The organism is Buttiauxella sp. JUb87, from assembly GCF_004361975.1.
GTDB lineage: Bacteria > Pseudomonadota > Gammaproteobacteria > Enterobacterales > Enterobacteriaceae > Buttiauxella > Buttiauxella ferragutiae.
This window is the reverse complement of record NZ_SNVY01000003.1, coordinates 714,666-739,610: the sequence shown is the minus strand read 5'-3', so window position 1 is coordinate 739,610 and position 24,945 is coordinate 714,666. Positions and strand designations below refer to the sequence as shown.

25 protein-coding genes and 2 tRNA genes are annotated in these 24,945 nt (G+C 49.0%); 20 read left to right on the top strand and 7 right to left on the bottom strand.

From position 1 onward, the window contains the following. Positions 1–10 precede the first annotated feature (10 nt). The 12 genes from EC843_RS15420 (at position 11) to EC843_RS15365 (ending at position 12,202) form a co-directional block, all read left to right on the top strand. On the top strand, positions 11–1,153 hold the full coding sequence (locus EC843_RS15420; RefSeq protein WP_133522523.1) for a phosphoribosyltransferase domain-containing protein: 1,143 nt from the start codon (positions 11–13) through the stop codon (positions 1,151–1,153). After that, positions 1,146–1,919 carry a hypothetical protein gene (locus tag EC843_RS15415; protein ID WP_064548112.1) on the top strand — a complete coding sequence of 258 codons (774 nt, stop codon included), beginning with the start codon at positions 1,146–1,148 and terminating at the stop codon, positions 1,917–1,919. The genes EC843_RS15420 and EC843_RS15415 overlap by 8 nt, the downstream gene beginning before the upstream one ends. After that, entirely contained in the window at positions 1,920–3,002 is a 1,083-nt protein-coding gene (locus EC843_RS15410) for a cysteine protease StiP family protein (RefSeq protein ID WP_133522522.1), read from the top strand. Further along, on the top strand, positions 3,002–3,958 hold the full coding sequence (locus tag EC843_RS15405) for an HpcH/HpaI aldolase/citrate lyase family protein (RefSeq protein ID WP_133522521.1): 957 nt from the start codon (positions 3,002–3,004) through the stop codon (positions 3,956–3,958). Before EC843_RS15410 ends, EC843_RS15405 begins: the two co-directional genes overlap by 1 nt. 10 nt (positions 3,959–3,968) lie before the next feature. Next, entirely contained in the window at positions 3,969–5,192 is a 1,224-nt protein-coding gene (locus EC843_RS15400; RefSeq protein WP_133522520.1) for a DUF4236 domain-containing protein, read from the top strand. 2 nt (positions 5,193–5,194) lie between these two features. Then, the gene (locus EC843_RS15395) at positions 5,195–5,674 is read left to right on the top strand and encodes a ribbon-helix-helix protein, CopG family (protein WP_133522519.1); all 480 of its coding nucleotides are present in this window, start codon (positions 5,195–5,197) and stop codon (positions 5,672–5,674) included. A 343-nt stretch (positions 5,675–6,017) separates the two neighbouring features. After that, positions 6,018–6,656: a VWA domain-containing protein gene (locus EC843_RS15390; RefSeq protein ID WP_064548122.1), complete on the top strand. Its 639-nt coding sequence runs from the start codon at positions 6,018–6,020 to the stop codon at positions 6,654–6,656. Positions 6,657–6,675: 19 nt separating this feature from the next. After that, positions 6,676–7,317, top strand: a complete 642-nt coding sequence (locus EC843_RS15385; RefSeq protein WP_133522518.1) for a TerD family protein — start codon at positions 6,676–6,678, stop codon at positions 7,315–7,317. Position 7,318: 1 nt separating this feature from the next. Then, positions 7,319–7,957, top strand: a complete 639-nt coding sequence (locus EC843_RS15380; protein WP_064548125.1) for a VWA domain-containing protein — start codon at positions 7,319–7,321, stop codon at positions 7,955–7,957. 94 nt (positions 7,958–8,051) lie between these two features. Next, positions 8,052–9,092 (top strand): TerY-C metal binding domain-containing protein, encoded by a 1,041-nt coding sequence (locus EC843_RS15375; protein ID WP_064548128.1) that lies wholly within the window; start codon positions 8,052–8,054, stop codon positions 9,090–9,092. Next, positions 9,092–10,672, top strand: a complete 1,581-nt coding sequence (locus tag EC843_RS15370; RefSeq protein ID WP_133522517.1) for a PP2C family serine/threonine-protein phosphatase — start codon at positions 9,092–9,094, stop codon at positions 10,670–10,672. The genes EC843_RS15375 and EC843_RS15370 overlap by 1 nt, the downstream gene beginning before the upstream one ends. 30 nt (positions 10,673–10,702) lie before the next feature. Further along, a complete protein-coding gene (locus tag EC843_RS15365) occupies positions 10,703–12,202 on the top strand; it encodes a lipopolysaccharide kinase InaA family protein (protein ID WP_133522516.1) in 1,500 nt (499 codons plus the stop codon). Between the two features lie 75 nt (positions 12,203–12,277). Here EC843_RS15365 and EC843_RS15360 read toward each other — a convergent pair. From EC843_RS15360 to EC843_RS15350, 3 genes are all read right to left on the bottom strand, one after another. Next, a tRNA-Ser gene (locus EC843_RS15360) sits at positions 12,278–12,365 on the bottom strand. 166 nt (positions 12,366–12,531) lie between these two features. Further along, positions 12,532–12,619: transfer RNA gene (locus EC843_RS15355), tRNA-Ser, on the bottom strand. Positions 12,620–12,782: 163 nt separating this feature from the next. Then, positions 12,783–14,411, bottom strand: coding sequence for an ABC transporter substrate-binding protein (locus EC843_RS15350; RefSeq protein WP_064548134.1), 1,629 nt, complete (start codon positions 14,409–14,411; stop codon positions 12,783–12,785). Positions 14,412–14,636: 225 nt separating this feature from the next. On the opposite strand from EC843_RS15350, the gene yccA reads away from it, so the two are divergent. After that, positions 14,637–15,296: an FtsH protease modulator YccA gene (gene yccA / locus EC843_RS15345; protein ID WP_121813931.1), complete on the top strand. Its 660-nt coding sequence runs from the start codon at positions 14,637–14,639 to the stop codon at positions 15,294–15,296. A gap of 109 nt (positions 15,297–15,405) precedes the next feature. Beyond that, on the top strand, positions 15,406–15,735 hold the full coding sequence (gene tusE / locus EC843_RS15340; RefSeq protein ID WP_064548138.1) for a sulfurtransferase TusE: 330 nt from the start codon (positions 15,406–15,408) through the stop codon (positions 15,733–15,735). Here tusE and yccX read toward each other — a convergent pair. Then, entirely contained in the window at positions 15,732–16,013 is a 282-nt protein-coding gene (yccX, locus tag EC843_RS15335; protein ID WP_133522515.1) for an acylphosphatase, read from the bottom strand. The genes tusE and yccX overlap by 4 nt on opposite strands. 90 nt (positions 16,014–16,103) lie before the next feature. Here yccX and rlmI point away from each other — a divergent pair, with 90 nt between their 5' ends. Together rlmI and hspQ are read left to right on the top strand one after the other, a co-directional pair. Continuing rightward, positions 16,104–17,294, top strand: a complete 1,191-nt coding sequence (rlmI, locus tag EC843_RS15330; RefSeq protein ID WP_133522514.1) for a 23S rRNA (cytosine(1962)-C(5))-methyltransferase RlmI — start codon at positions 16,104–16,106, stop codon at positions 17,292–17,294. A gap of 60 nt (positions 17,295–17,354) precedes the next feature. Then, a complete protein-coding gene (hspQ, locus tag EC843_RS15325; RefSeq protein ID WP_064548144.1) occupies positions 17,355–17,672 on the top strand; it encodes a heat shock protein HspQ in 318 nt (105 codons plus the stop codon). A 30-nt stretch (positions 17,673–17,702) separates the two neighbouring features. On the opposite strand, the gene EC843_RS15320 is transcribed toward hspQ, so the two are convergent. Next, positions 17,703–18,116, bottom strand: coding sequence for a CoA-binding protein (locus tag EC843_RS15320; protein WP_121813933.1), 414 nt, complete (start codon positions 18,114–18,116; stop codon positions 17,703–17,705). A gap of 186 nt (positions 18,117–18,302) precedes the next feature. On the opposite strand from EC843_RS15320, the gene EC843_RS15315 reads away from it, so the two are divergent. Then, the gene (locus EC843_RS15315) at positions 18,303–18,968 is read left to right on the top strand and encodes a DUF2057 family protein (RefSeq protein ID WP_121813934.1); all 666 of its coding nucleotides are present in this window, start codon (positions 18,303–18,305) and stop codon (positions 18,966–18,968) included. 95 nt (positions 18,969–19,063) lie between these two features. Further along, positions 19,064–19,522 carry a methylglyoxal synthase gene (mgsA, locus tag EC843_RS15310; RefSeq protein WP_064548147.1) on the top strand — a complete coding sequence of 153 codons (459 nt, stop codon included), beginning with the start codon at positions 19,064–19,066 and terminating at the stop codon, positions 19,520–19,522. Here mgsA and helD read toward each other — a convergent pair whose 3' ends face one another. Next, the gene (gene helD, locus EC843_RS15305; protein WP_133522513.1) at positions 19,523–21,577 is read right to left on the bottom strand and encodes a DNA helicase IV; all 2,055 of its coding nucleotides are present in this window, start codon (positions 21,575–21,577) and stop codon (positions 19,523–19,525) included. It lies immediately after the preceding gene. A 132-nt stretch (positions 21,578–21,709) separates the two neighbouring features. On the opposite strand from helD, the gene EC843_RS15300 reads away from it, so the two are divergent. Both EC843_RS15300 and yccS read left to right on the top strand, forming a co-directional pair. Then, positions 21,710–22,156: a YccF domain-containing protein gene (locus EC843_RS15300; protein ID WP_064548151.1), complete on the top strand. Its 447-nt coding sequence runs from the start codon at positions 21,710–21,712 to the stop codon at positions 22,154–22,156. Positions 22,157–22,180: 24 nt separating this feature from the next. Continuing rightward, entirely contained in the window at positions 22,181–24,316 is a 2,136-nt protein-coding gene (gene yccS, locus EC843_RS15295) for a YccS family putative transporter (protein WP_133522512.1), read from the top strand. On the opposite strand, the gene EC843_RS15290 is transcribed toward yccS, so the two are convergent. Continuing rightward, on the bottom strand, positions 24,313–24,927 hold the full coding sequence (locus tag EC843_RS15290) for a TfoX/Sxy family DNA transformation protein (protein ID WP_064548155.1): 615 nt from the start codon (positions 24,925–24,927) through the stop codon (positions 24,313–24,315). The two genes, yccS and EC843_RS15290, sit on opposite strands and share 4 nt — an antisense overlap. Positions 24,928–24,945 lie beyond the last annotated feature (18 nt).

Genomic DNA, 24,945 nt, shown 5'->3' with positions numbered 1-24,945 from the left:
AGGATTAATGATGTCTTTAGTGAATAATGATGCTGTTTATCGCCGTACGCTTTCCTGCGGCACAATTCAGGTCACCAGCGGGCAGCAGGATGTTGTGTTGGATGATTTGTTTGATATTGCTGAAAGACGCAACCCGAAACGAGCATTCCTGTTTGTCAGTAAAGTGCTTGGCCGCCATATCCCGGTGTCACCCTCCATTATGCGTCAGGTGTATCGCCAGTTAGCTGAGCAGTTTCCTGATGGCATGACCGGTCCCGTTCTCGTCATCGGTATGGCTGAAACCGCCGTGGGTCTGGGGGCCGGGGTATTTGATGAACTCCGTCACCGCTTCAGTGAGTCCGTTTATCTGACATCCACACGTCACCCGGTCGACGGCGAACTGTTATGCGAATTTAAAGAAGAGCACAGCCACGCGACAGACCATCTCATTTATTTACCGGATGACCCGGAAATGCGCCGCAGAGTCTGCGAGGCTCGCACCATCGTTCTGATTGATGATGAAGCGACAACCGGCAATACCTTTATCAACCTGCTGGCCGCATTGCGTGACACCAACCGCCTGGCTCACCTGAAGCAGGTTGTGACCGTGACACTCACTGACTGGAGCGGTGATGCCCTCACTAAGCGTTGCCCTCTTCCGGTCAACACCGTTTCACTGGTCAGCGGGCAGTGGCACTGGGAGCCGCTCCCGGATGCGCCAGTTCCTGTGATGCCGCTGGTTAATGTCACCTCACGTGGTGCGGTTCCGGTTACCGGAAAGCAGTCCTGGGGCAGGCTCGGCATGATGATCCCCGCCCGGGATTTAGGCCGCCATGTTGTGACATTTTCGGGTGAACGTGTCCTGGTGCTGGGAACCGGAGAGTTTGTCTGGGAGCCATTCCTGCTGTCAGAGCGTCTTGAAGCGCAGGGAGCCACGGTTCACTACAGCTCCACAACCCGATCCCCCATCGCGACCGGCTTTGCTATCCAGTCGGCGATTGCGTTCACGGATAACTATGGTCTGGGGATCCCTAACTTTGTGTATAACGTGGCCCACCAGAAGTTTGACCGCGTTCTGCTATGTACCGAGACGCCAGCAGAAAGTGTAGATCAGCAGCTGTTAACCGCATTGTCTGACGTTGCCCCTGTTGTGGAGATTGTGACCTATGAATAAACCTGTTGTATTGAGCGATCTCGATGACACGCTTTTCCAGACCCGCCGTAAAATGGTGGATGAACTGGCGCTTGAGCCCTTCCGTACCGGTGCGCTGGACCGCAGCCTTACCCCCCGCAGTTACATGACGGAAGAACAGTCTATGCTGGTGGACTGGCTGCTGGAACAGGCTGAACTGATCCCGGTGACGGCCCGTGGTACGGAAGAAATCAGTCGTGTGCAAATTCCCTTTAGCTCCTGGGCTGTCACCACTCACGGCGCGGTCATCCTTACTCCTCAGGGGCAACCGGATGAAGAATGGAAAGCGCATATACTTCAGAGTCTGGCCCCGTATTACGAAAGGCTGACGGGAATGCAAAGGCAAATCACGGAACTGATGGATGCCCGAGGGATCAATGCCTGGGCGCGCCTTAACTACGAGTACGACGGCGTACCGATTTATCTGGTGATGAAACACCGCGACAGCACACGCCTTGATGAACTCAATGCGATTGCCGATGAAATAGAACAATTGTTCCCAACCGATGGTTTTTATATCCACCGCAACAGTAACAATGTTGCCTGGCTACCTCATCCGGTTGAAAAAGGCCTGGCCGTGACCTGGCTTCTTGAAAAACTGCGATCTGAACGGGGGGTTTTCCCGGTGATTGGCCTCGGCGACAGCCTGAGCGACCACAGGTTCATGAAGCTATGTAGCTGGTATGGTCTGCCTCGTCAGAGCCAGTTTGCTGAAGCCATTTCACACCGTATTTTTGGAGAAAAATAAATGCAGCCTGAATTATCGACCTTCTCGGGCTCCTACTCGCCTGATGATGTGCAGTTTTTACTCCAGCCGGTGGCCATGGAAATGACGCCTGTTGATCTGAAAGAAGAGCTGATCCAGTCCGGTAAAAAACATTACTCCGATATGCTGAGTCAGGAGCCTGCCCCTACACAGTGGCATCTTGACCTGTTTTCACGCGCCCTTGATATGGGCGCAGCACGGCTGGCAAAAGAGGTATCGCAGCTTGCACGGGAACTCGTTAAGCGATTTGGTGATGAGCCCATTATCCTTGCCAGCCTTGTCAGAGCCGGTGTGCCGTTGGGTGTGATGTTACAGCAGGCACTCCGGGCCATGGGGAAAAGTTCCTTTCATTACGGGATAAGTATCATCCGTGACAGGGGAATTGATACCGCTGCACTGGAATTGATCGAAGCCCGACACGGTACGCACGGCATTGTTTTTGTCGATGGCTGGACCGGTAAAGGCGCGATTACCGGCGAGCTGGTCCGTTCGCTGAAAGGTCGGAACGGGTATCCTGAACAACCGCGTCTTGTCGTGCTGGCCGATCCCTGCGGATGCTCATGGCTTGCCGCAAGCGCAGATGACTGGCTTATCCCCTTTGGCATTATGGGTGCACCCGTCTCAGGGCTTATCTCCCGCTCAGTCTGGACCGATAAAGGGCTGCACGGGTGTGTCGTCTGCGACCATCTCACTGATTATGAATGCAGCCGGATGCTGGTAGAAACCGTGGCGCGTTTCCGTGAACAGCTTGATGGTCAGGAATTACCAGCACTGGTCTGGGAGACTGAGGAAAACACCGGGTTATGGCAGCAAAGCCGAGAAGTTATTTCCAGCCTGGCAAATAATTATTCGGTAGACAGCATCAATCGAATCAAGCCGGGGATTGCAGAGGCCACAAGAGCCGTTTTACGCCGAGTGCCTGATCATGTCTTTGTCCGCTCGGTGGATGATCCCGATGTTGCACTGCTGGTTGGGCTGGCCTGGGATAAAGGTATCCCGGTGACAGAGATGGGTAACGCTATCGGCCAGTACAGGGCCGTCACAATCATTAAAAAGGTGCTCTGATGGACAAACGTCTTTCGCCCTGGAATCTGGGGGCCACGCTTTATATGCCTGCCACCCGACTGGATATTGCCGATGCTGTCCTGCACGGAAAAATTCCGCGTCTGCGCTCTCTGGTTATCTGTCTGGAAGATGCCGTCAGCGAGGGTGACATTCCTCAGGCACTGCAAAATCTCAAACGATTACTCCAGCAACTGAATGCCGCAAAAATTAACAGTGGCAATAATGAATGGCCGCTGGTATTCATCCGCCCCCGCCATCCTGATATGGGTCAATGGCTGGTTGAGAACCTTGACCTCAGTGCGATAGATGGCTTTGTGTTGCCGAAATTCACACTCTCCTCTTTGCCTGTTTGGTGGGACATCATGGCGGATACGCATTTGTGCCTGATGCCAACGCTTGAGACAGAAGAAGTTTTTGATGTCGTTCAGATGCGCGAACTGGCCACTACGCTGTTGTCCCACCCCTGCCACGCGCGAATTATTGCGTTACGCATTGGCGGGAATGACCTGATGAATGTCGTTTCACTCAGACGCCCGCGTAACCTGACGCTTTACGACAGCCCTATGGGTTATGTCATAAAAATGCTGGTTTCTGTTTTTGCCCCACGTGATTTTGCGCTGACCGCTCCGGTCTGTGAGCATATTGACGACCACGCAGTGATGGCCCGTGAGCTGTCGCTGGATATGGCTCATGGTCTGGTAGGAAAAACAGCGATCCATCCGGGGCAGATTGACGTTATTGAACAAGCGTTAATGGTTTCCCCAGGCGAACACTCAGATGCCCTGCGTATTCTTAATTCGACCCAGGCGGTTTTTAAATCCCAGGGGGCAATGTGTGAACCAGCAACCCATCGACGCTGGGCCGCAGGTATTCTGGAACGTGCCCGGGTGTATGGGCTGACATCCGAGAAAAATCCGGACGGTATCAGACTGATGCCTGTGTCTCAGCATAATTAAGGTTGTCATCATGGGATTCAGATTTCGAAAATCGATCAGCATTATTCCGGGTGTCCGGGTTAATTTGAGCAACGGCACCCCCAGCCTGAGTGTGGGTCCTCGTGGTGCGTCTGTTTCTTTTGGTAGCCGTGGAACGTATGCAAACCTGGGTGTGCCTGGGACGGGGCTCAGTTACCGTACCCGTTTGGACCGTTCTGCTCGTTCACGAAGCGGAGGGAGCACTCAATCTGATCCGGCGTTGCATCACGCCCTCGAAGAGGAAGTGCTGGCTTTAATGTCAGCCGTACACGCGATAACCAATATCCATGAGCTGACGCCAGACATATCCACGGGCACAACACTGGCCGAACTGGAGTCTCTCTATCTGCGAAGCCTTATGGAACCCTTTCAGATACCGGCCCCGGTTCGCCCGGTTAAACCTGAAAGCCAGGCGATGCCTGCACAGCCTGAGAAAAACGAGGGGGTAGGTTTTCTTGGCAAGTTATTTGAATCTGAATCAGCTCGTACAGCTCGTCATGCTGAAAATCTTCTGCGCTGGGAGCAGGAACTGGCGGACACGGTGCGCGAAAATGCATTGCAGCTACAACGATATCAACAGCAACGAGCTGCGTGGGCAGAGCAATATGCCAACTGGCAGCATGAGGCGAATGAACACGCAGTAAAGCTGGAATCATCCCAGGCAAATGCACAGCAACAATTTTTGAGTGACAGTGCCTGGTTTGAGTCGGTTCTATCCGAAGTACTGTCACAGACTGAATGGCCGCGTGAAACTCTGGTGGCATTCGAAGTCAAACCTGAGCAATCCGTAGTCATGCTTGATGTCGATTTACCCGAGATTGAAGATATGCCTGATAAAATTTACAGCGTGAATGCCCGGGGGACCGAAATTACAGAGAAAGCCATGAGCCAGAAGGCACAGAGAGAAAATTATGCACGTCATGTGCATGGATGCCTGATGCGTCTGGCCGGTATCGCCTTCTATGCATTACCCTTCGATACGGTGATTATTTCTGGATTTACTCAACGGATCAGTAAACGCACGGGGTATCTGGAGGATGAATACATTACTTCCTGCCGGTGCAATCGTCAGGTGATGGAAAACCTTAATTTTATGGGAATACAAAATGTGGACCCCGTGGAGGCACTGAACAGCCACACTGTTATCAGAAAGATGAGCTCAACATTCATTTTTCAGCCAATTGAACCAATGACTTTGAATGCAGGCTTTAACTGAATATGCAACTTAACACCAGACAGGCACGGCTTTTTACTCTTGCCAACCTACTCGGCTCAGGAAAGCAGATCCCTGCGCACGATATCATTAACAGTCTTGATTGTTCTGAGCCGACGCTCACCCGTGCACTCAAAGAGCTCAGAGACTCCTATTCAGCTGAAATTAAATACAGTAAAGCTAACCATACTTATCAGCTGGTCAATTCGGGTCAACTGGATAAAAAAACGTTGCGTCGTATGAATGAAGTCCTCACTTTAAATGCCGAACTGAAAACCAGTAAATCGAGCGGAAGAGTGGTGCTGGACAAGGATAAGAAAACGGCTGTTTCGCTATCTTTGCGTATGAGAATTCTTCGAAAAATAGATAAACTTGCTGAACTTTCAGGGGTATCACGCAGTGAAGCTGTGGAACAAATAGCAGAAAAGGTTGTAGATGATCTTTTAAAAGAATTTTTGGATAAAAAGCGTAGAGAGCATAAATAACATCTCAAAAAACAATACCTGGCCAGGAATTCTCAAACATAAGCCACGATAGCTCAGATAAATTCAACTAAATACCCCCCATTATTTGGGGGGGGTTACGATGAATTAGATTATTACAATGAGCCGCGAAAGCAGGGAATAAAAAACCACTCTTCAGGTCTCATCCCCCTATCAGAGTTATTGCGCTTCAGTGACATAAATCAAAATTAACTCGTAATCATTCCCTTCCATTTAAAGAAAACTCTCCGTCGCTTGACACTTCACAGCCAGTGTTGAGATAACTCTCTGCTCAAGAATTGAGTACATCAGTTGATACTACTTAAAATTAAAGCAGGTAAATCATATGAGAAGACTACCCGTCTACCTATTGCTCGATACTTCGGGATCGATGATGGGAGAACCTATTGAAGCTGTGAAAAATGGCGTACAAACACTGCTCACAACTCTCCGGCAAGATCCGTATGCTCTTGAAACAGCATTTATATCTGTAATTACTTTTGATTCTACTGCCCGGCAAGTTACCCCTCTCACCGACTTATTAAACTTTAAAGCTCCCAATCTCGTCGCCAATGGCACGACCGCACTGGGAGAGGCCCTTTCCCTCGCAGCAACCTGCATTGCTAATGAAGTGCAAAAAACCACTGCCGAAACCAAGGGTGACTGGCGTCCCCTGGTCTTCATCATGACAGACGGTTCCCCAACGGATGACTGGCGTAAAGGCGTTAGCGACTTTAAAACAGCAAGAACGGGTGTTGTCGTGGCTTGTGCTGCTGGTCATGGCGCTGAAACAAAAGTTCTGCAAGAAGTTACGGAAATAGTTCTTCAGCTAGACACGGCTGATTCGACATCAATTAAAGCCTTTTTCAAATGGGTTTCAGCCAGCATTTCGGTAGGCAGTCAAAAAGTGGAATCAGGTAAAAAAGAGGTCATTGGTCTTGATGACTTACCGCCACCACCGCCTGAAGTTAACGTTGTTCTCTAAAAATAATTAGGAGGGATCTATGAGCGTTAGTTTGAGTAAGGGACAAGGCGTCAGCCTGAAAAAAAATGAATTCGATTTATCCTCTGTCACTATTGGTTTGGGCTGGGATATTCACGAAGAGAAAAAAGGTTTTCTTGGCAGTCTTCTTGGCAAAAAAGAAGAAGAATACGATCTGGATGTTGTCGCGTTTCTTTGCAACGCTGAGGGGAAAGTAACCGATCTGGGAGGCATGCAAAATGGCAAACCGACTCTGGTTGGCGGCGACATTATTTTCTTTAACAGCATGAAACACCCTTCCGGGCAAATCTGGCTCACAGGTGATAACAGGACCGGAGCTGGTGACGGCGACGATGAGCAAATTATTGTTAAACTGAACACCCTCGATCCGAAATACCACAAAATTGTATTCATCGTACAAATTTATAATGGCGTTAAGCTAAACCAGCACTTTGGCAAAGTAGACAATGCCTTTATTCGTGCTGTAGATGCTCGTCATGTCGAAATGGCACGCTTTGACCTTTCTGGGGGAGCCTCGTTTACAGGCAGGCGCTCAATGCTGTTTGCGGAACTGGTGCGTGAAAGCAACGGCTGGAAGCTGACAGCCATTGGTGAGCCTTCGGACTCTGACACCTTCGTGACTCATCTGAAAGGCTATCTATGATATGAGAAGGCTACCCGTTTACCTGCTGATCGATACCTCAGGGTCAATGCGTGGTGAGTCCATTCATGCGGTTAATGTTGGCATACAGGCCATGCTCAGTGCGCTACGTCAGGATCCTTACGCGCTTGAGAGTGCACATATTGCGATCATTACTTATGACAATGAAGCCCGTGAGTTTATTCCACTGACAGCTCTTGAAGACTTCCAGTTCTCTGACATCAACGTGCCAAATGCAGGTGGCACTTTCACTGGGGCAGCACTGGAATGTTTGATCCAGTGTGTCGACCGCGATATCAGGCGCTCAGATGGCGACCAGAAAGGTGACTGGCGTCCGCTGGTGTTCCTGATGACGGACGGCGTACCTTCAGATACATACGCTTATGGCGAAGCCATCAAAGAATTAAAAAAACGCTCGTTTGGTTCAATCATTGCGTGCGCCGTCGGGCCAAAAGCTAAACATGAACCGCTGAAGCAACTGACATCCCAGATAGTGGCACTTGAAACACTGGACTCAACAGCATTTGCTGGCTTCTTTAAATGGGTGTCTGCCAGTGTCGCCTCAGGAAGCTCGAGTGCGGGTGTCACCGTCAGTCAGGATAACCTCCCTCCCCCACCTCCTGAAATTCAGCTGGTTTTGTAAATTGATGGTAAGACACTTTCGGTGTTTTGCTTTTTTTATTGCTTCAATGCGCGCAGGTTTATTACACGTAGTTTGCGCCATATAGGGTGTGATTATGAGAAGACTGCCCATCTTCTTCGTCCTCGACTGCTCAGAGTCCATGGTCGGAGAAAATTTGAAGAAAATGAATGATGGTCTGCAATTGATCGTCAACGATGTGAAAAAAGATCCCCACGCACTGGAAACCGCATGGATTTCCGTGATTGCGTTCGCCGGTGTGGCCAGAACTATTGTTCCCCTTGTTGAAGCAGCCTCTTTCTATCCTCCCCGATTACCCATCGGTGGCGGAACGAGCCTTGCAGGCGCTTTGCGGGAGTTAACCCGTCAGATTGATACTCAAGTCCGGAAAACAACAGAAGAACGTAAAGGAGACTGGAAGCCGGTGGCTTATCTCCTCACTGACGGGCGGCCCACGGACGATGTCACTGCTGAGATTAAACGCTGGAAAGAACAATACGCCCGTAAAGTTAATCTTATCGCCATTGGACTTGGGCCTTCTGCTGACCTCAATGTTCTGCGACAGCTGACGGAGAATGTTCTTTTGTTCACGGACACCCGCGAAGGTGACTTTACTCAGTTTATTAAATGGATCACTGCATCGGTTTCTGCTCACAGTCGTAGCGTCGGTGAAGAAGCCCCTCCTTTGGTTAATGCCACTGACTATATTGTTCGTCTGGCCAAAGATGAGGTTGCGCGTGCCTATGATGAGAATTGCGTTACGCTAACAGGGCGATGCAGCCGCTCCAAACGCCCTTATCTGATGAAATATGAACGCCCGGCAGTCAATCTTTCGACGCTGGATTTCAAGCTCAATATTAATAGCTTCAACCTCGCCGGATGTTTTCCGATAGATGAGGACTATTTTTCCTGGACTGACGAATCGGCATCTTCCCTTCAGGTCAATACCAGCGAACTTAACGGCGTACCCGGCTGCCCTCACTGTGGTAATGCCAGTGCATTTGCTCTGTGTACTTGTGGAAAGTTGCTCTGCGTAAACGGGCCTGACGACGTCATTTGTCCATGGTGTGATAAAGGACTGTCGTTTAATAACGAAGGCGATCATTCAGATTTTGATGTCAACCGGGGAAGAGGCTGATGGAAAGGAATGCTAACTTATATCAGAAAGTATTATCACAGGTTCTAGAGTTTCATTCGCTTGAAACAACCGATTCAGGCCGTGTTCAATTATGCTCAGACACAGAACTTCAGGATATTTTCGATGACCTGGTCGCCCGTATTGAGAATAAAGCGGCGACTTATAAACCGGAAAATAAAGCAGAATCTGCATCCGTGGAACAACAGCTTGATGAGCCAGTGAGTCCGGATAGTCCTTCCGAAAAAGAGCGAGAACCAAATGCAGACAGCGATAAAGACTGGCAGCCTGTGCAATTCCTCTCTCTTGAATCCGCGAATATTCCCCGGACGCCTTTGCCAGAGAATTCCATTTTAAAGCCAGGACAAATCCCCAGTGTAGCTGCCTTTTTTTCTCTAGAAACTTTTAAGCCTTTACCTCCGGTTGCAAAGATTAATATCGCTAATGCCCGGGCAGGGACACATTTTCATTCAGAAATAGATATTTCACTCGATAATGGCGAAGTGGCGAATATTCAGTGCGTGGATTTTGCTAAAGAGATCGGCGTCACCTTCGACCTGACAACCTCTGCATTGACAGGAACGCCTTTAGAAAGTGGCGATATTGAAATGACCGTCACCTGGAGTCGCAGTAATGGTCAAATCCACTCTGATAAGGTGATATTTATTGTGAACCCCGATCCCCGTAGCCTTTGGAAAATAATCGATCCTCCCGCTGAGGATAAATACTTCAAAGAGAACATCGACCACAAATTGCTTCATGAACGAGATATAAGGATCGCTGCTGCCAGCCGCAGGGGGCGTTCGCATGAACATGTCGGCTCCTTCAGAGATGATGATTTTTACATATCTCATTGCCCAGACACTGGCTGGAGCATCATGCTGGTGGCCGATGGTGCCGGAAGCGCCAAAAACTCTCGACAAGGTTCCCTCATAGTCACCGACACAGTGGGTCAGTATCTGACTAAGTATTTAGGTGGCGATCGCGGGCGTGAGCTAAGTGAAATAGTCAAACGTTGGGAACAGGCAGATCAACAAAACATTGGTGCCGCGTTAACACACCAATTCCATCAGGCCTCAATCATGGCCGTCAATAATATTAAAAATGAGTCCATCGCTGCCGAGGAGTCGGTGAAATCCTATTCCACCACACTGCTCGTTGCCGTGACTTACCGCAGTGGAGATGACCTTTTCGCAGCCTCTTTCTGGATGGGCGACGGGGCGATTGCTGCCTACGGACCCACGGGGAAAGTCCGTGTGCTTGGTACTCCTGACAGCGGAGAGTATGCAGGGCAGACACGTTTCCTGGACGCCGATGCAGTTCAGGACGCTGAATTCAGTAAGCGCGTAAGCATCGGAAAGTGGAAAGACATCTCACATTTAATCCTGATGACTGACGGTGTTTCTGACCCCTTCTTCGAGACTGATAACGGTTTGTTGAAGGCCGAAAAATGGGATGTGTTGGTGAGTGAGCTATCTCCTGCTTTGAACGATATAGACAAAACGTCAGAGCAACTGGCCGAATGGCTTAATTTCTTTATTCCCGGCAATCATGACGATCGGACTATTGTCGTTTATTGGTAGCGGAACGAACCTCATCGCTGGTGGTTATTAATGGCAAATATTATTACTTGTGTGACAAAGGATGGTGAAACCGTCCAGTTTGTCGATGAAATTATTGGATCCGGTGGGATGAAGGACGTGTACTTCTCCCCAGACAAGTCATATGTCGTCGCCTTTTACAAAAAATCGCAAATCGGGCAGGCCAGAGAACGTATCGATATGATTACTGGCCGGTATCGACAAAGTATTTTTGAACAATCAGGAGGAGACTACTGGAAAGAGTTATTCTGCTGGCCAACCCATGTTGTGGAACACGAAGGTAAAATTGGTGTCGTGGTGCCGACTTATCGAAACCATTTTTTCTTTAAGTTTGGTTCAAAAAATAACGATTTCCTTGGCATCAAGGGGCGTGAAAAAGAAGGCAAATGGTTCGCAAGTGCAAATAATCAGAACAAATTTTTAGATCCTCGTGAACGCGGTAATTTGCTCAGCTACCTAAAAGTGTGCCTTTTACTGACAAGAGCCGTCAGGAGAATGCATGCGGCCGGACTCTGCCACAGTGATCTGAGCTATAAAAATGTTCTGATTGACCCGGAACAGGGACATGCCTGCATTATTGATATTGATGGTCTCGTGGTGCCCGGTAAATATCCACCTGATGTGGTCGGCACACCGGATTTTATCGCGCCGGAAGTGGTAAAAACGAGCCATTTACAGAAAGACGATCCAGCAAGGTTTCTGCCGAGTATTTCAACCGATCGCCATGCTCTGTCAGTGCTGATCTACATGTATTTGTTTTATCGACACCCTCTGCGTGGTGGGAAAATCCACGACATGGATGACGAGATGCGCGATGAATCACTTTCAATGGGTGAGAAAGCCCTATTTATTGAGCATCCTACCGATAAAAGTAACACCGTAAAACTCAATCAAGTGAGTCCTTTTTCATTACCCTGGGCTGATCCCCAAAAGATCCCTTACAACATTATGGGACCTTATCTGACGCCGCTATTCGAGAAAGCATTCATTGATGGGCTGCATACCCCTTCTGCTCGTCCTACTGCTGATGAGTGGGAAACTGCATTGGTGAAGACTGTTGATCTCATCCAACCCTGTCAGAACAAAAGCTGCGAACAAAAATGGTATGTTTTCTCCGGTAAAACAAAACCGGTATGTCCGTATTGCGGCACTGCCTATAAGGGGAAATTACCGATTTTGAATTTGTACTCTTCCCGGAAAGCGGGCAGTTATCGCCCGGACGATCATCGTTTAATGGTTTGGGATGGACAGTCACTTTTCGCATGGCACGTGAACAGACTTGTTGCCCCTAACGAACGCACGACCGAAGCTCAGAAAAAGCGTGTAGGCTATTTCGTTTTTCATAATCAGCAGTGGTGGTTGGTAAACGAAGGAATTTCCGGGCTATTGTCGTTGCCAGATAAAAAGGTTGTGGCGATTGGGGATAAACTTGAATTAACAGACGGTAAGCAATTTGTTCTTAGCCAGGAAGAAGGTGGCCGACTTATCGTTGTCCAGTTAGTTGAAAACTAATGTTGTTGTGATCACCGACGGGTAAAACAATATAAAAGCAAAAAGGGGTCGCCTTTCGGCAACCCCTTCGAATGTTGGTGGAAGCGTAGAGATTCGAACTCTAGAACCCTTTCGGATCGCCGGTTTTCAAGACCGGTGCCTTCAACCACTCGGCCACGCTTCCAACGAGGCGAACTATAAACATCCCGATACTTTCTGTAAAGTGCGATTTTGTTCGTTCGCCTGAAAAATCATCAAATCTGGTTTATTTGCGTGAAACATCGACAACCAGAAGCAAACAAGCAGAAACGAAAAAGCCCCAGCTTATTTCTAAGCTAGGGCTTGAATGTTGGTGGAAGCGTAGAGATTCGAACTCTAGAACCCTTTCGGATCGCCGGTTTTCAAGACCGGTGCCTTCAACCACTCGGCCACGCTTCCAACGAGGCGAACTATAAACATCCCGATACTTCCTGTAAAGCACGATTTTGTTCGTTCGCCTGATAAATCACCAAACCTGTGTTGTTTGAGTGAAACTCCAACAATTTGATTAGTTTAACATCACAAATCATTGCGAGATCGGCGTCCCGCAATGAAATGGGCTTTAGTGTTTTTTGATGTACATATCTTTGGTGTAGTACACACCGCGGTTGTTTGGCGCGTATCCGCCGACAAACGGTTTCACTAGCTGGGCTAAGACATAGTGATAAACCGGAATGGCTGGCACATCTTCCGCCAGTTTGTCCTCAGCTTGTTGGTAGAACTTGCCGCGTTCCTCAACGGTGCTAGCTTTTGCCGCGTTTAGCAGTGCTTCATCGTACTGCGCGTTGCTGTATTTCGAGTTGTTCTCACTATTACCTGTACGGAAGGTATTGAGGAAGGTAGAGGCATCATCGTAATCAGCTACCCACGCATAGCGCACAACGTCGAAAGTCCCGTTGTGCATAGTATCAAGCATGGTTTTCCATTCCTGGTTTTGCAGCTTCGCTTCTACGCCCAGATTTTTGCTCCACATTGAACTGACGGCGATGGCAATCCGTTTGTGGTTTTCTGAAGTGTTGTAGAGCAAGTTAAAGCTCAGCGGATGTGAAGCATTGAATCCCGCCTCTTCCAGTAGTTTTTTGGCTTCAGCGACGCGCTTCTCGTGGCTCCAACTCGCATATTCAGGAGATTTTATCTCCACCCCGCCGATGTTCTTCTGGCTGACAACCCACGCAGGCGTTTGCCCCTGCCCTAAAACTTTCTCGGCGATGATGTCTTTATCGAGCGCCATGTTCAGCGCACGACGTACACGTGGGTCATTGAACGGGGCTTTAGTGGTGTTGAACTCGTAATAGTAGGTCGCCAGTTTCGGCGTAACATGAACCTGGTCTGGAATGGATTTTTTGAGCGAGCCAAATTGCGTTTGCGATAAGGTATAAACAATATCAATCTCACCTGCTTTATAACGATTGATGTCTGCCGTTTCTGAAGCGATAGGCAAATAAGTCACTTTATTAATAACGGTGTGGCTGTCGTCCCAGTATTGTTTGTTACGCTCGCCGATCACTTTCTCGTTCACTACCCATTGCGCCAGTGTATAAGCACCGCTGCTGACGAAATTACCCGGCTGCGTCCATTTATCACCAATCTTCTCAACCACTGCTTTGTCGACAGGCACCATAGACGGGTGCGCCAGCATGGCAAGAAACGCAGCTGTGGGTTGAGTCAGCGTAACTTGTATCGTGGTGGCATCAAGAGCCTTAACCCCCAGCGTATCAGGTGACTGCTTTCCAAGTGCGATATCCGCAGCGTTGGCGATGTGCATCCCACCGGGATAACTGGCATAAGGTGATGCTGTTTTCGGGTCAACCAAACGCTGCCAACTCCAGACCACATCTTCAGCGGTTATCGGCTCACCGTTAGACCACTTAAGGCCGGGGCGAAGATGGAACGTCCAGATAGTGTTGTCCTTCTCCTCCCATCGTTCAGCTAGTCTCGGCTCAATCGAACCGTCGTTACGCACAGACACCAGCCCATCAAAAAAATCGCTAATGATGTTAAATTCAACGTCACTTTCGACTTTATGAGGATCAAGCGAGGCAGGTTCACTGCCATTGTTACGCACCAATTCTTGTTTTGCAGCCAGTTCCGTACCCGCGGGTACGTTCGCGGCCCACGCCCCAGAAACTGCGCTAGCCAATCCAATAGCGATAATCGATTTAATAAAAATGTTGTGGTTATTAGCTTTCATTACACACGCCTTATTTGAGTTATTAACGACGGTACGGTTAACACTCTTAGCAACAGTATTAATTTAAGCAATAATTTTCAGCCACATATAAGTGAATTTTATGACGTATGTCCGGTCTGTTATGCAAATAAGGCAAGGTAAAGATGGGTAAAAGGGCTTTCTTGCAATAAAGGAGACTATTATTCTCAGCCACTATAACCACCTGCCATAAGAGAGAGTTTCTGAATGGATCGCATAATTACTTCCTCGCGTGACCGTTCGTCACTGCTGAGTACCCACAAGGTACTGCGTAATACCTATTTCCTGCTCAGCCTGACGCTGGCATTTTCTGCGATTACCGCAACCGCCAGCACCGTGTTGATGCTGCCATCTCCGGGCCTGATTTTGACGCTGGTCGGCATGTATGGTCTGATGTTTTTAACCTACCGTCTGGCTGATAAACCAACGGGCATTCTGGCAGCATTCGCGTTCACAGGCTTCCTGGGTTATATCCTCGGGCCGATGCTTAACTCATATATTTCCGCCGGTATGGGCGATGTGATTGGCATGGCGTTGGGTGGTACCGCGTTGGTGTTCTTCAGCTGTTCGGCGTATGTGCTGACCACCCGTAAGGATATGTCCTTCCTCGGCGGCATGCTGATGGCGGGTGTCGTTGTTGTCTTGGTCGGTATGGTTGCGAATATCTTCCTGCAATTACCTGCCCTGCACCTGGCAATTAGCGCGGTGTTCATCCTGATCTCATCCGGCGCCATTTTGTTTGAGACCAGCAACATCATTCGTGGTGGCGAAACTAACTATATTCGCGCAACAGTGAGCTTGTATGTTTCTCTGTACAACATCTTTATCAGCCTGTTGAGCATTCTGGGCTTCGCAAGCCGCGATTAATCATCGGTTGTGGTGCCAATAAAGCCTCGCTTAATCGCGGGGCTTTATTTTTTCTGACACCTTAAAATTTGCTACACTGCGGCCAGTTTGTCTGGAGCAAAGAATAATTATGTTGATGTTTGAAGGCCGAGAAATCGAAACCGATGCCGATGGTTATCTGAAAAATAGCCACGAGTGGAGCGAGCCGCTTGCCGAAGTGATTGCGGCAAACGAAGGCATTACGCTGGCAGTAGAGCACTGGGAAGTAGTGCGCTTCGTACGCGAATTTTACCTGGAATTTAATACTTCTCCGGCTATTCGTATGCTGGTCAAAGCGATGGCGAATAAATTCGGCGAAGAGAAAGGTAATAGCCGCTATCTATACCGTTTGTTCCCGAAAGGGCCGGCCAAGCAGGCGACAAAAATTGCCGGTCTGCCAAAGCCGGTGAAGTGTATTTAGTAGCGAATACTAAAGTCTGTCCCTTGGCGGTCGGGTTGGTGAGGCTCAGTCAGCACTTTATCAACCCGGGCACTGCGCGGCCCTCCTGCTTTTAGCCACGCGACAAGTTTTTCAACCTGTGGTGCATCACCGCAGGCTAATACCTCAACGCTACCATCATCCATGTTACGGGCATAACCGGTTAAACCCAGTTTTAGTGCCTCACGTTGTGTGCTGTAGCGAAAACCAACCCCCTGAACCAGGCCGTGGACCCAGGCAAGTGTGCATACTGTGGTCATAACTTCCTCCGTTTCGGGTTCTTACGTTGCATTTAGCCGGTGTTAACCGGAAAATGACGCCCAAATCTTAGCAAGAAAGCATAGCAAATTATGAGTGTACGTTTAGTGTTAACCAAAGGGCGCGAAAAATCGTTATTGCGCCGTCATCCGTGGGTGTTTTCTGGTGCCGTCGCACGTATGGAAGGCAAAGCTAATCTCGGCGAAACAATTGATGTTGTAGACAGCCAGGGAAAATGGTTGGCACGTGCCGCCTATTCTCCTTCTTCGCAAATCCGTGCGCGCGTCTGGACTTTTAATGCCAACGAAAACATTGATATTGCCTTCTTCACTCGCCGTTTGCAGCAAGCGCAGCAGTGGCGCGAATGGCTGGCGACCCGCGATGGGTTAGACAGCTATCGTTTGATTGCCGGCGAATCTGATGGCCTGCCAGGTGTGACGATTGACCGCTTCGGTAATTTCCTTGTACTGCAATTGCTGTCCGCTGGGGCAGAATACCAACGCCCTGCTCTGGTCGCTGCACTGCAAAATCTCTATCCAGAATGCGCTATCTATGACCGCTCAGATGTTGCGGTGCGTAAGAAAGAAGGCATGGAATTGACGCAAGGCCCAGTGAGCGGTGAATTGCCACCTGACTTGTTGCCAATCGAAGAACATGGCATGAAGCTGCTGGTTGATATTAAAGGTGGCCATAAAACTGGTTACTACCTTGATCAGCGCGACAGTCGCTTTGCGACTCGCCAGTATGTGAAAGATAAGCGTGTGTTGAACTGCTTCTCTTATACCGGTGGTTTTGCAGTTTCCGCACTGATGGGCGGATGTCAGCAGGTTGTCAGTGTTGATACCTCTCAGGATGCTCTGGATGTTGCAAAGCAAAACGTTGAGCTGAACAAACTCGACCTGAGCAAAGCCGAATTCGTGCGTGATGATGTGTTCAAACTGCTGCGCAAATACCGCGATCTGGGTGAGAAGTTCGACGTTATTATTATGGACCCACCTAAGTTTGTCGAAAACAAGAACCAGCTGATGGGCGCTTGCCGGGGTTATAAAGATATCAACATGCTGGCAATCCAGTTGTTGAATCCGGGTGGCATTCTGATGACGTTCTCCTGCTCAGGTTTAATGACGACAGATTTATTCCAGAAAATCATTGCCGATGCCGCCGTAGACGCCGGGCGTGATGTACAATTTATAGAGCAGTTCCGTCAGGCCGCCGATCACCCCGTGATCGCCACCTATCCGGAAGGGTTGTATCTGAAAGGGTTTGCCTGTCGCGTCATGTAACTTGAAAAGCAGGAAGTTGCCCGCACATTAATTGCAGGTAATGTTTCTCAGGAGGTGACTATGATTGCCAGCAAATTCGGCATTGGCCAGCAAGTAAGACATTCTTTGCTGGGATATCTGGGAGTGGTGGTCGATATCGACCCAGAGTACTCTCTGGATGAACCCGCAGAAGATGATCTGGCCGACAATGATGCCCTCCGTCGTGCACCCTGGTATCATGTAGTAATGGAAGATGATGATGGCCAGGCAGTGCACACCTATCTTGCTGAAGCCCAGTTAAGTGGGGAGTCACAAGACGAGCATCCCGAACAACCGTCAATGGATGAATTGGCGGCTTCGATACGGCAACAGCTTCAGGCACCTCGCCTGCGTAATTAGCAAAAACCCCGCAATTGCGGGGTTTTTTAATTATTTAGCCAGGCCTAAGCGAGGAATTTCGATTGCCGGGCATTTGTCCATCACCACGTTTAAACCGGCATCCTGTGCCAGCACGGCAGCCTGCTCATTGATGACGCCTAACTGCATCCACAACGTTTTTGCACCGATAGCAATAGCTTCTCTCGCAACTTCCCACGCAGCCTCTGAATTTCTAAAGACATCGACCATATCCACTTTCTGTGGAATATCTGCAAGAGATCCATAGCCTTGCTGCCCCAACAGCGTTTTACCGGCCACTTTTGGTGACACGGGAATCACTTCGTATCCTTGATCCAGCAAATATGCCATCACCCGATAGCTTGGGCGATCTGGTTTATCACTGGCTCCCACCAGTGCAATTGTTCGGGTGCTTTTTAAAATAGTTTCAATATCTGCCTGTTTCATCACACTCTCCGCTGGGACTTCGTTATCAAAAGTGTATGCCATCCGCTACTGACTCACCATCTTTCCCATACACAGGTAGTAGAGCAATTTTGGAAAATATGTCTATATGTTAATGAACTGTCCTTATGAAAAATTTTGATACATTCAGTAAGGGATAGTCCCATTTACCCATGGCAGGAGAAATTGATGAGAACGGTGTTCTTTATCGCAATATGTTGGATCTCTCTTTTGCCGCTTGAATTGCGGGCAACAACATTACGTTTGTCCACAGATGTAGATTTGCTGGTGCTTGATGGGAAAAAGGTTTCAAGCTCTTTGTTAAGAGGGGCTGATAGTCTTGAGCTGGATAACGGGCCGCACCAGCTGGTATTCCGCGTCGAGAAGAATATTCGTACCAACACACGTGAACAACGTCTTTATATATCCCCACCTTTAGTTGTAAGTTTCGACACTAAGGAGGTCAGCCAGGTCAATTTTAATTTACCCCGTATTGAAAATGATAAAGAGAGTGATGAGTTTGACCGTACTCCGCATCTCCAGTTACTGGACGGTGGTGCCACAGTCATCCCTCTGAAAGTTGATATCCTGCCAGTAAAAGTGACGCCACAAGGGATTGATTACGAGCAAGATACCCAGTTTTACAACAAATCTGGGAAGGTCGCATCAATAAAAGGATTCGCCACGATGATGGCTGATGATAGTACATTGCTGTCGCGCACATCCGAACTTGATACACCGCCGCCGCAGTCAGAAACATTAACCGAACAGCGTCTCAAGTACTGGTTTTTACAAGCAGACAAACCCACTCGTGACCGTTTCTTACAATGGGTGAAAGATAAGCCTGAGCAATAATTACCTTTCTGTTCCCGCATTTTTACCACCCTTCTCTTGCAGCATCAGTGGCTTCCAGTAAGCTGTAGGCATTATTAATTACTCAGGATTAACCAATGGAATTAACGAGCCGCACCCTGGCGGAAAAGAAGCATGTCGCGCTGGTCGCGCACGATCACTGCAAAGATGCGTTGTTAAAATGGGTTGAACGCCACAAGGCAGTACTTGCCCAGCATGTACTGTACGCAACCGGTACCACCGGGAATCTGATCCAACGCGGCAGCGGTCTGGATGTCAATGCCATGCTAAGCGGCCCAATGGGCGGCGATCAACAGGTGGGCGCATTGATTTCCGAAGGGAAAATTGATGTGCTAATTTTCTTCTGGGACCCGTTGAATGCCGTTCCACACGACCCGGATGTTAAAGCATTACTGCGTCTGGCGACGGTGTGGAACATTCCTGTGGCTACCAACTTATCCACCGCCGATTTTATTATTCAATCGCCGGGGTTTAATCAGTCAGTAGAAATTTTGATCCCTGACTATGCACGTTATTTGGCTGAGCGACTGAAGTAACTACGGCCGATTGGCAGCGGGCACGCCAAGATGTTTCAGGATATCAACAAAACTGGATGGTTCTTTTTTGTTGAATAACAGCCAGACACGATGACGGGCCCGCGTCATCGCCACATACAGTAACCGCCGCTCTTCAGCATCCGGATAATCTTCTGGTTGTGGCAGTAACACCTCTTCCATGACCGATTCGCGCGCCACAGCCGGGAAGCCATCTTTCCCCTGCTGTAATCCCAGTATCACAACATAATCAGCTTGTTGCCCTTTACTGGCGTGAATAGTCATGAAATCAATGGCCAGTTTTGGCCAACGCGTCGCAGCCTTTTCCAGAATTACCGGACGTAAATGATGGTAACGCGCCAGCACCAGAATGCGCTGTTGGGGCTGTACATATCCGCTCATCTTATCGAGTAACGCTTCAAGCTGGTCATCGGCTAATAATGTGACAGCTTTTTTATCACCTTTAGATAAGCTGTTTAATGGTTTAGCAAGTTGATGCGGGTTCTGCTGCACGAATCGATTCGCGATTTCACCGATGCGGTCATTGAAGCGGTAAGTGGTATCCAGTGCACACTGGTCCGCCTCACCAAAATGTTGAGTAAAGGCGGTCGTCAGCGACATTTCTGCACCGCTGAAACGATAAATCGCTTGCCAGTCATCGCCCACGGCATACAAAGAAGTATGCGAGTTTTGTTTTCTCAGTGCCGCCAGCAATGCAGCTCGCTGAGGCGAGATGTCCTGAAATTCATCAACTAAAATATGCTTCCATGGGCTAATAAAACGCCCTTTTTCCAGCACATTCACAGCCTGATGAATCAGACCTGAAAAATCGACCGCTTCTTCGGACTTCAGCGCCGTTTTCCAGGCTTTTAATAGCGGAGCCATGAGCTTGATGCGTTTAGCGAACACATCACGAATATCCTCAGGCGCAGAGGCAATCATTTCAGCCTGAGAGCCCCCATGCATACGCATTAATCCCAGCCATCTGTCTAAGCGGCTGGCGAGGCGTTTTGCTAAACGTTCATCCTTCCAGTATTCACCTTCCGGCACATGCCATTGCAACTCGTCACTCAGCCACTCGCGCCAGCCTTTAGCCTGCGCTTTTTTCTCACGGCATTGTTGCTGCCAGCTTTCAATCAGCAATTGATGGCGTGCATCGGTATCAGATTCCAGTTCGCTAACACGTGGCACCTTTTTGCTGCCTTGCTGAATAATATGCAGCGCTAATGCGTGGAATGTACGGGCTGAAATCGCATCGGTTTGGAGGCGTTCAGCGATACGCTCGTCCATCTCCTGCGCGGCTTTGCGGCCAAATGCCAGCAATAAAATTTGATCTTCACTGGCCTCGCCACGTTGCAACAACCAACCTGCACGAGCAACCAGAACAGAGGTTTTTCCACTTCCCGCTCCTGCCAGAACTAATAACGAATCTTCGCCATTAACCACGGCGCGAGCCTGAGAGGGATTCAGTGGCGAGCTTTCTATTTTCTGGAAGAAATCAGCATACTTTTCAAGCATGTGATTGGTGAAAGAAGTATTGCGTTGATGTCGGCGTTGCTCGCCTTGTTCAAGCCAGGCTTTGCACTGCAGCCAAATTTCACGACAATTTTCGAAATCTTCCAGCCGGGCTTGCGGCATAGGTAATGCAGAAAACGCAGCACGCACGTTTTGTTGTAATGCCTGCATGTCGCTGCGCCTGAACCATTTTTCCTGCTGAATCCTGCGCGTAATCTCAGCGTGCTGCTGGCGTAAAACCTGAGCCGCAACTTCGCTCATTTCGGCACTCCAGTTTTGCCAAAGCTCATTGAGATGATGATAAAAGCGCTGCGTTTCGCTCCATTCAGTCCCATGCAGACGCACCACTTTGTCATCAGGCAGGACAAACTCAAGTTCCCCCCACACCAAGCCGCGCTTGCAATTAATGGCTATTAACTGATTGAATGGAATAAGATATTCATGGCGTTCGCCCTTTACCTCGACACCAGCAGCCAGCAATCTCACACGATTATAGGGGTGTTGTGCTAAATGTTTGCCCAGGGAGGTTGCTTTCAGTTCCATTACGCTTTGCCTGATCCAAAATAGAGGTTGTGGTTAAGTTTACTCGCCGAAGGAATGACGCTCCAGGGTAAAAACGCGTTACAATTGTTGTGGTTATTCATTTGTCTACATTCATACCAACGAAGAGTGATTATGCGTACAGTCCTTAACATCTTGAACTTTGTACTGGGCGGTTTTTTGACCACCCTATCCTGGTTGCTGGCCACTCTTGTCAGTATCATTTTTATTTTCACGCTTCCGCTGACTCGTTCCTGCTGGGAGATAACCAAACTCTCTTTCGTACCGTACGGTAACGAAGCCATTCATGTTGATGAGCTCGAGCCGCAGAGCAAAAGTGCCATCATGAATACCGGTGGTACCTTGCTGAACATTGTTTGGCTGGTATTTTTCGGATGGTGGCTCTGTGTGCTGCATATCTGCACCGGGATTGCACAATGCGTCACTATTATCGGCATTCCTGTGGGAATCGCTAATTTCAAAATTGCTGCTATCGCGCTTTGGCCGGTTGGCCGCCGTGTGGTTTCCGTTGAAACTGCGCAGGCTGCACGTGAAGCAAACGCCCGTCGTCGTTTCCAGTAAATCAGACAAGGATAGTGAGTATTAATGCTTAGTCCAATTCTGCGCCGCTATACCTGGAACAGCACCTGGCTCTATAACCTGCGTATTTTCATCGCACTGACGGGCACTGCTGCCCTACCCTGGTGGCTGGGTGACGTTAAGCTGACTATCCCCTTAACGCTCGGCGTAGTTGCCGCCGCACTCGCAGACCTGGATGACCGGCTCACCGGGCGTTTGCGTAATCTTCTGATTACTTTGATTAGTTTCTTTATTGCTTCAGCATCAGTTGAGTTGTTGTACCCGTGGCCAATCTTTTTTGGCATCGGGCTAATGGTTTCCACTAGCGGGTTCATTCTGTTGGGCGGACTGGGCCAGCGTTACGCCACCATTGCCTTCGGGGCGCTACTTATCGCCATTTATACCATGCTCGGTATTTCTTTATACGAGCACTGGTATCAACAACCCATACTGCTGTTGGCTGGCGCTATCTGGTACAACGTGCTGACACTTGCCGGGCATCTAATCTTCCCTATTCGGCCTCTTCAAGATAACCTGGCGCGGTGCTATGAAAGTCTCGCACGTTATCTCGAAGTCAAAGCCATGCTGTTCGACCCCGACATTGAAGAAGAAAACCAGGCACCCATGCTTGAGCTTGCGATGGCCAACAGTCAACTGGTCACGATGCTCAATCAGACCAAAGGCTCACTCTTGACTCGTTTACGCGGAGATCGCGGACAACGCGGCACACGTCGTACATTGCATTACTATTTTGTTGCGCAGGACATTCACGAGCGCGCGAGCTCTTCGCATATCCAGTACCAGGCGCTACGCGATAAATTCCGCTACAGCGATATTATGTTCCGCTTTCAACGACTGCTAACTATGCAGTCCCAGGCTTGCTTGCAACTTTCGCGCTCAATTTTATTACGCGAGAAATACCAGCACGACCCACGTTTTGAACGTGCGTTTACGCATCTTGATGCGGCGATTGAAAGACTGAATGCCGACCAATATCTGGCTGGTGAATTAAAAGCGCTTGGCTTCCTGGTGAGTAATTTGCGTGCCATCGATGCGCAATTAGCGACAATTGAATCCGAGCAAGCTCTTGCCGCACCACACAGTGATATCGAAAACCGCCTTGCGGATGATCGCATTACCGGCTTTGGCGATGTCTGGCAGCGTCTGAAACGCAACTTAACACCGGAGTCAGCGTTATTTCGTCATGCGGTTCGTATGTCGGTAGTGCTTTGCGTCGGCTACGCATTCATACAGTTTACCGGGCTAAAACATGGGTATTGGATCTTGCTGACCAGCCTGTTTGTCTGCCAGCCTAACTACAATGCCACTCGTCGACGTTTAGCATTGCGTATCATCGGCACTTTAGTGGGTGTGGCGATAGGGCTACCAGTGTTGTACTTTGTACCGTCAATTGAAGGCCAGCTTGTCTTAATCGTGATTACTGGCGTGCTCTTTTTTGCCTTTCGCAATGTGCAATATGCACATGCCACCATGTTTATCACGTTACTGGTGTTGTTGTGTTTCAACTTGCTGGGTGAAGGGTTTGAAGTCGCTATGCCTCGTATCTTCGATACGCTGCTGGGATGTGCTATCGCCTGGGCTGCGGTGAGTTTCATCTGGCCGGACTGGCGTTTCCGTCGACTACCATTGGTTGTTGAGCGCGCATTTAATGCGAACTGCCGCTATCTGGATGCGATTCTTGAGCAATACCATCAAGGCCGGGATAATCGTGTTGAATATCGAATCGCGCGCCGGGATGCACATAACAAAGATGCAGAACTGGCATCTGTGGTGTCCAACATGTCATCTGAGCCGCGCGTTTCGCGAGAGATGCAAGAGACTGCATTTCGTTTGCTATGCCTAAATCACACATTTAACAGCTATATTTCAGCGTTAGGTGCGCACCGCGAACAACTGACCAACGAAGATATTTTACTGCTGCTTGATGATGCGGTGTGTTATGTCGATGATGCCCTTCATCATTTGCCTGCCGATGAAGCACGGGTGCACAAGGCGCTGCATGGGCTTACTGAGCGTATAACCTCGCTTGAGCCACAGTCGGATAGCAAAGAGCCGTTAGTGCTTCAACAAATTGGCCTGCTGGTTGCGCTGTTACCAGAAATATCACGTCTCCAACAACTTGTGTCGCAGCAACATACTTAACGGGTGTGTCGTTGCGCGTAAAGATGCCCCCACTCGACCAACTCCCGGCGCGTTGCCGCCGGGAGTGCGGCTTCATGAACACCACAAATAGCCCCCGCTAAAGCCAACAAGACTTGTACCCCTAGCCCTTTCTTCAAATGTCTCAGTTTTATCCACGACCGTTTTGCACCATAAGCATGAAGGGTGCGCACGTCAGCAATCCCGACTTCCCACAACATCATCTCCAGGCTGTGAGTTAAATTAGGTAAATCTTTGAGACGTTGTTGCGCCTTCAGGCGAGATTTCTCACGGCGAGCGCTAAACAATGCATCGGTTGAAAGCTGCAACAGCTTTTGCCGATCACGCCACAGTCCTTCATCGACATGATAATAATTGAGCGCAATGGCTCGTCCACGTTTGTTATAAACCAGAGACTCTGACGCTCTTGCAACAAAGTAAACTTCCGATTGTTCGCAGGCACGTAGATACAATTCTCCCTCAGAAACCATGGCAAACACCACATTTTCGACGGTCAAACTATAGCCACCAAATAGCGAGCGATAATTTATATCACCTAATGGCGCTAGATATTCTTTTGATTGATGAATCCTTGCATAAGACCGGCTCTTCATGAATATATCCTTAAATAT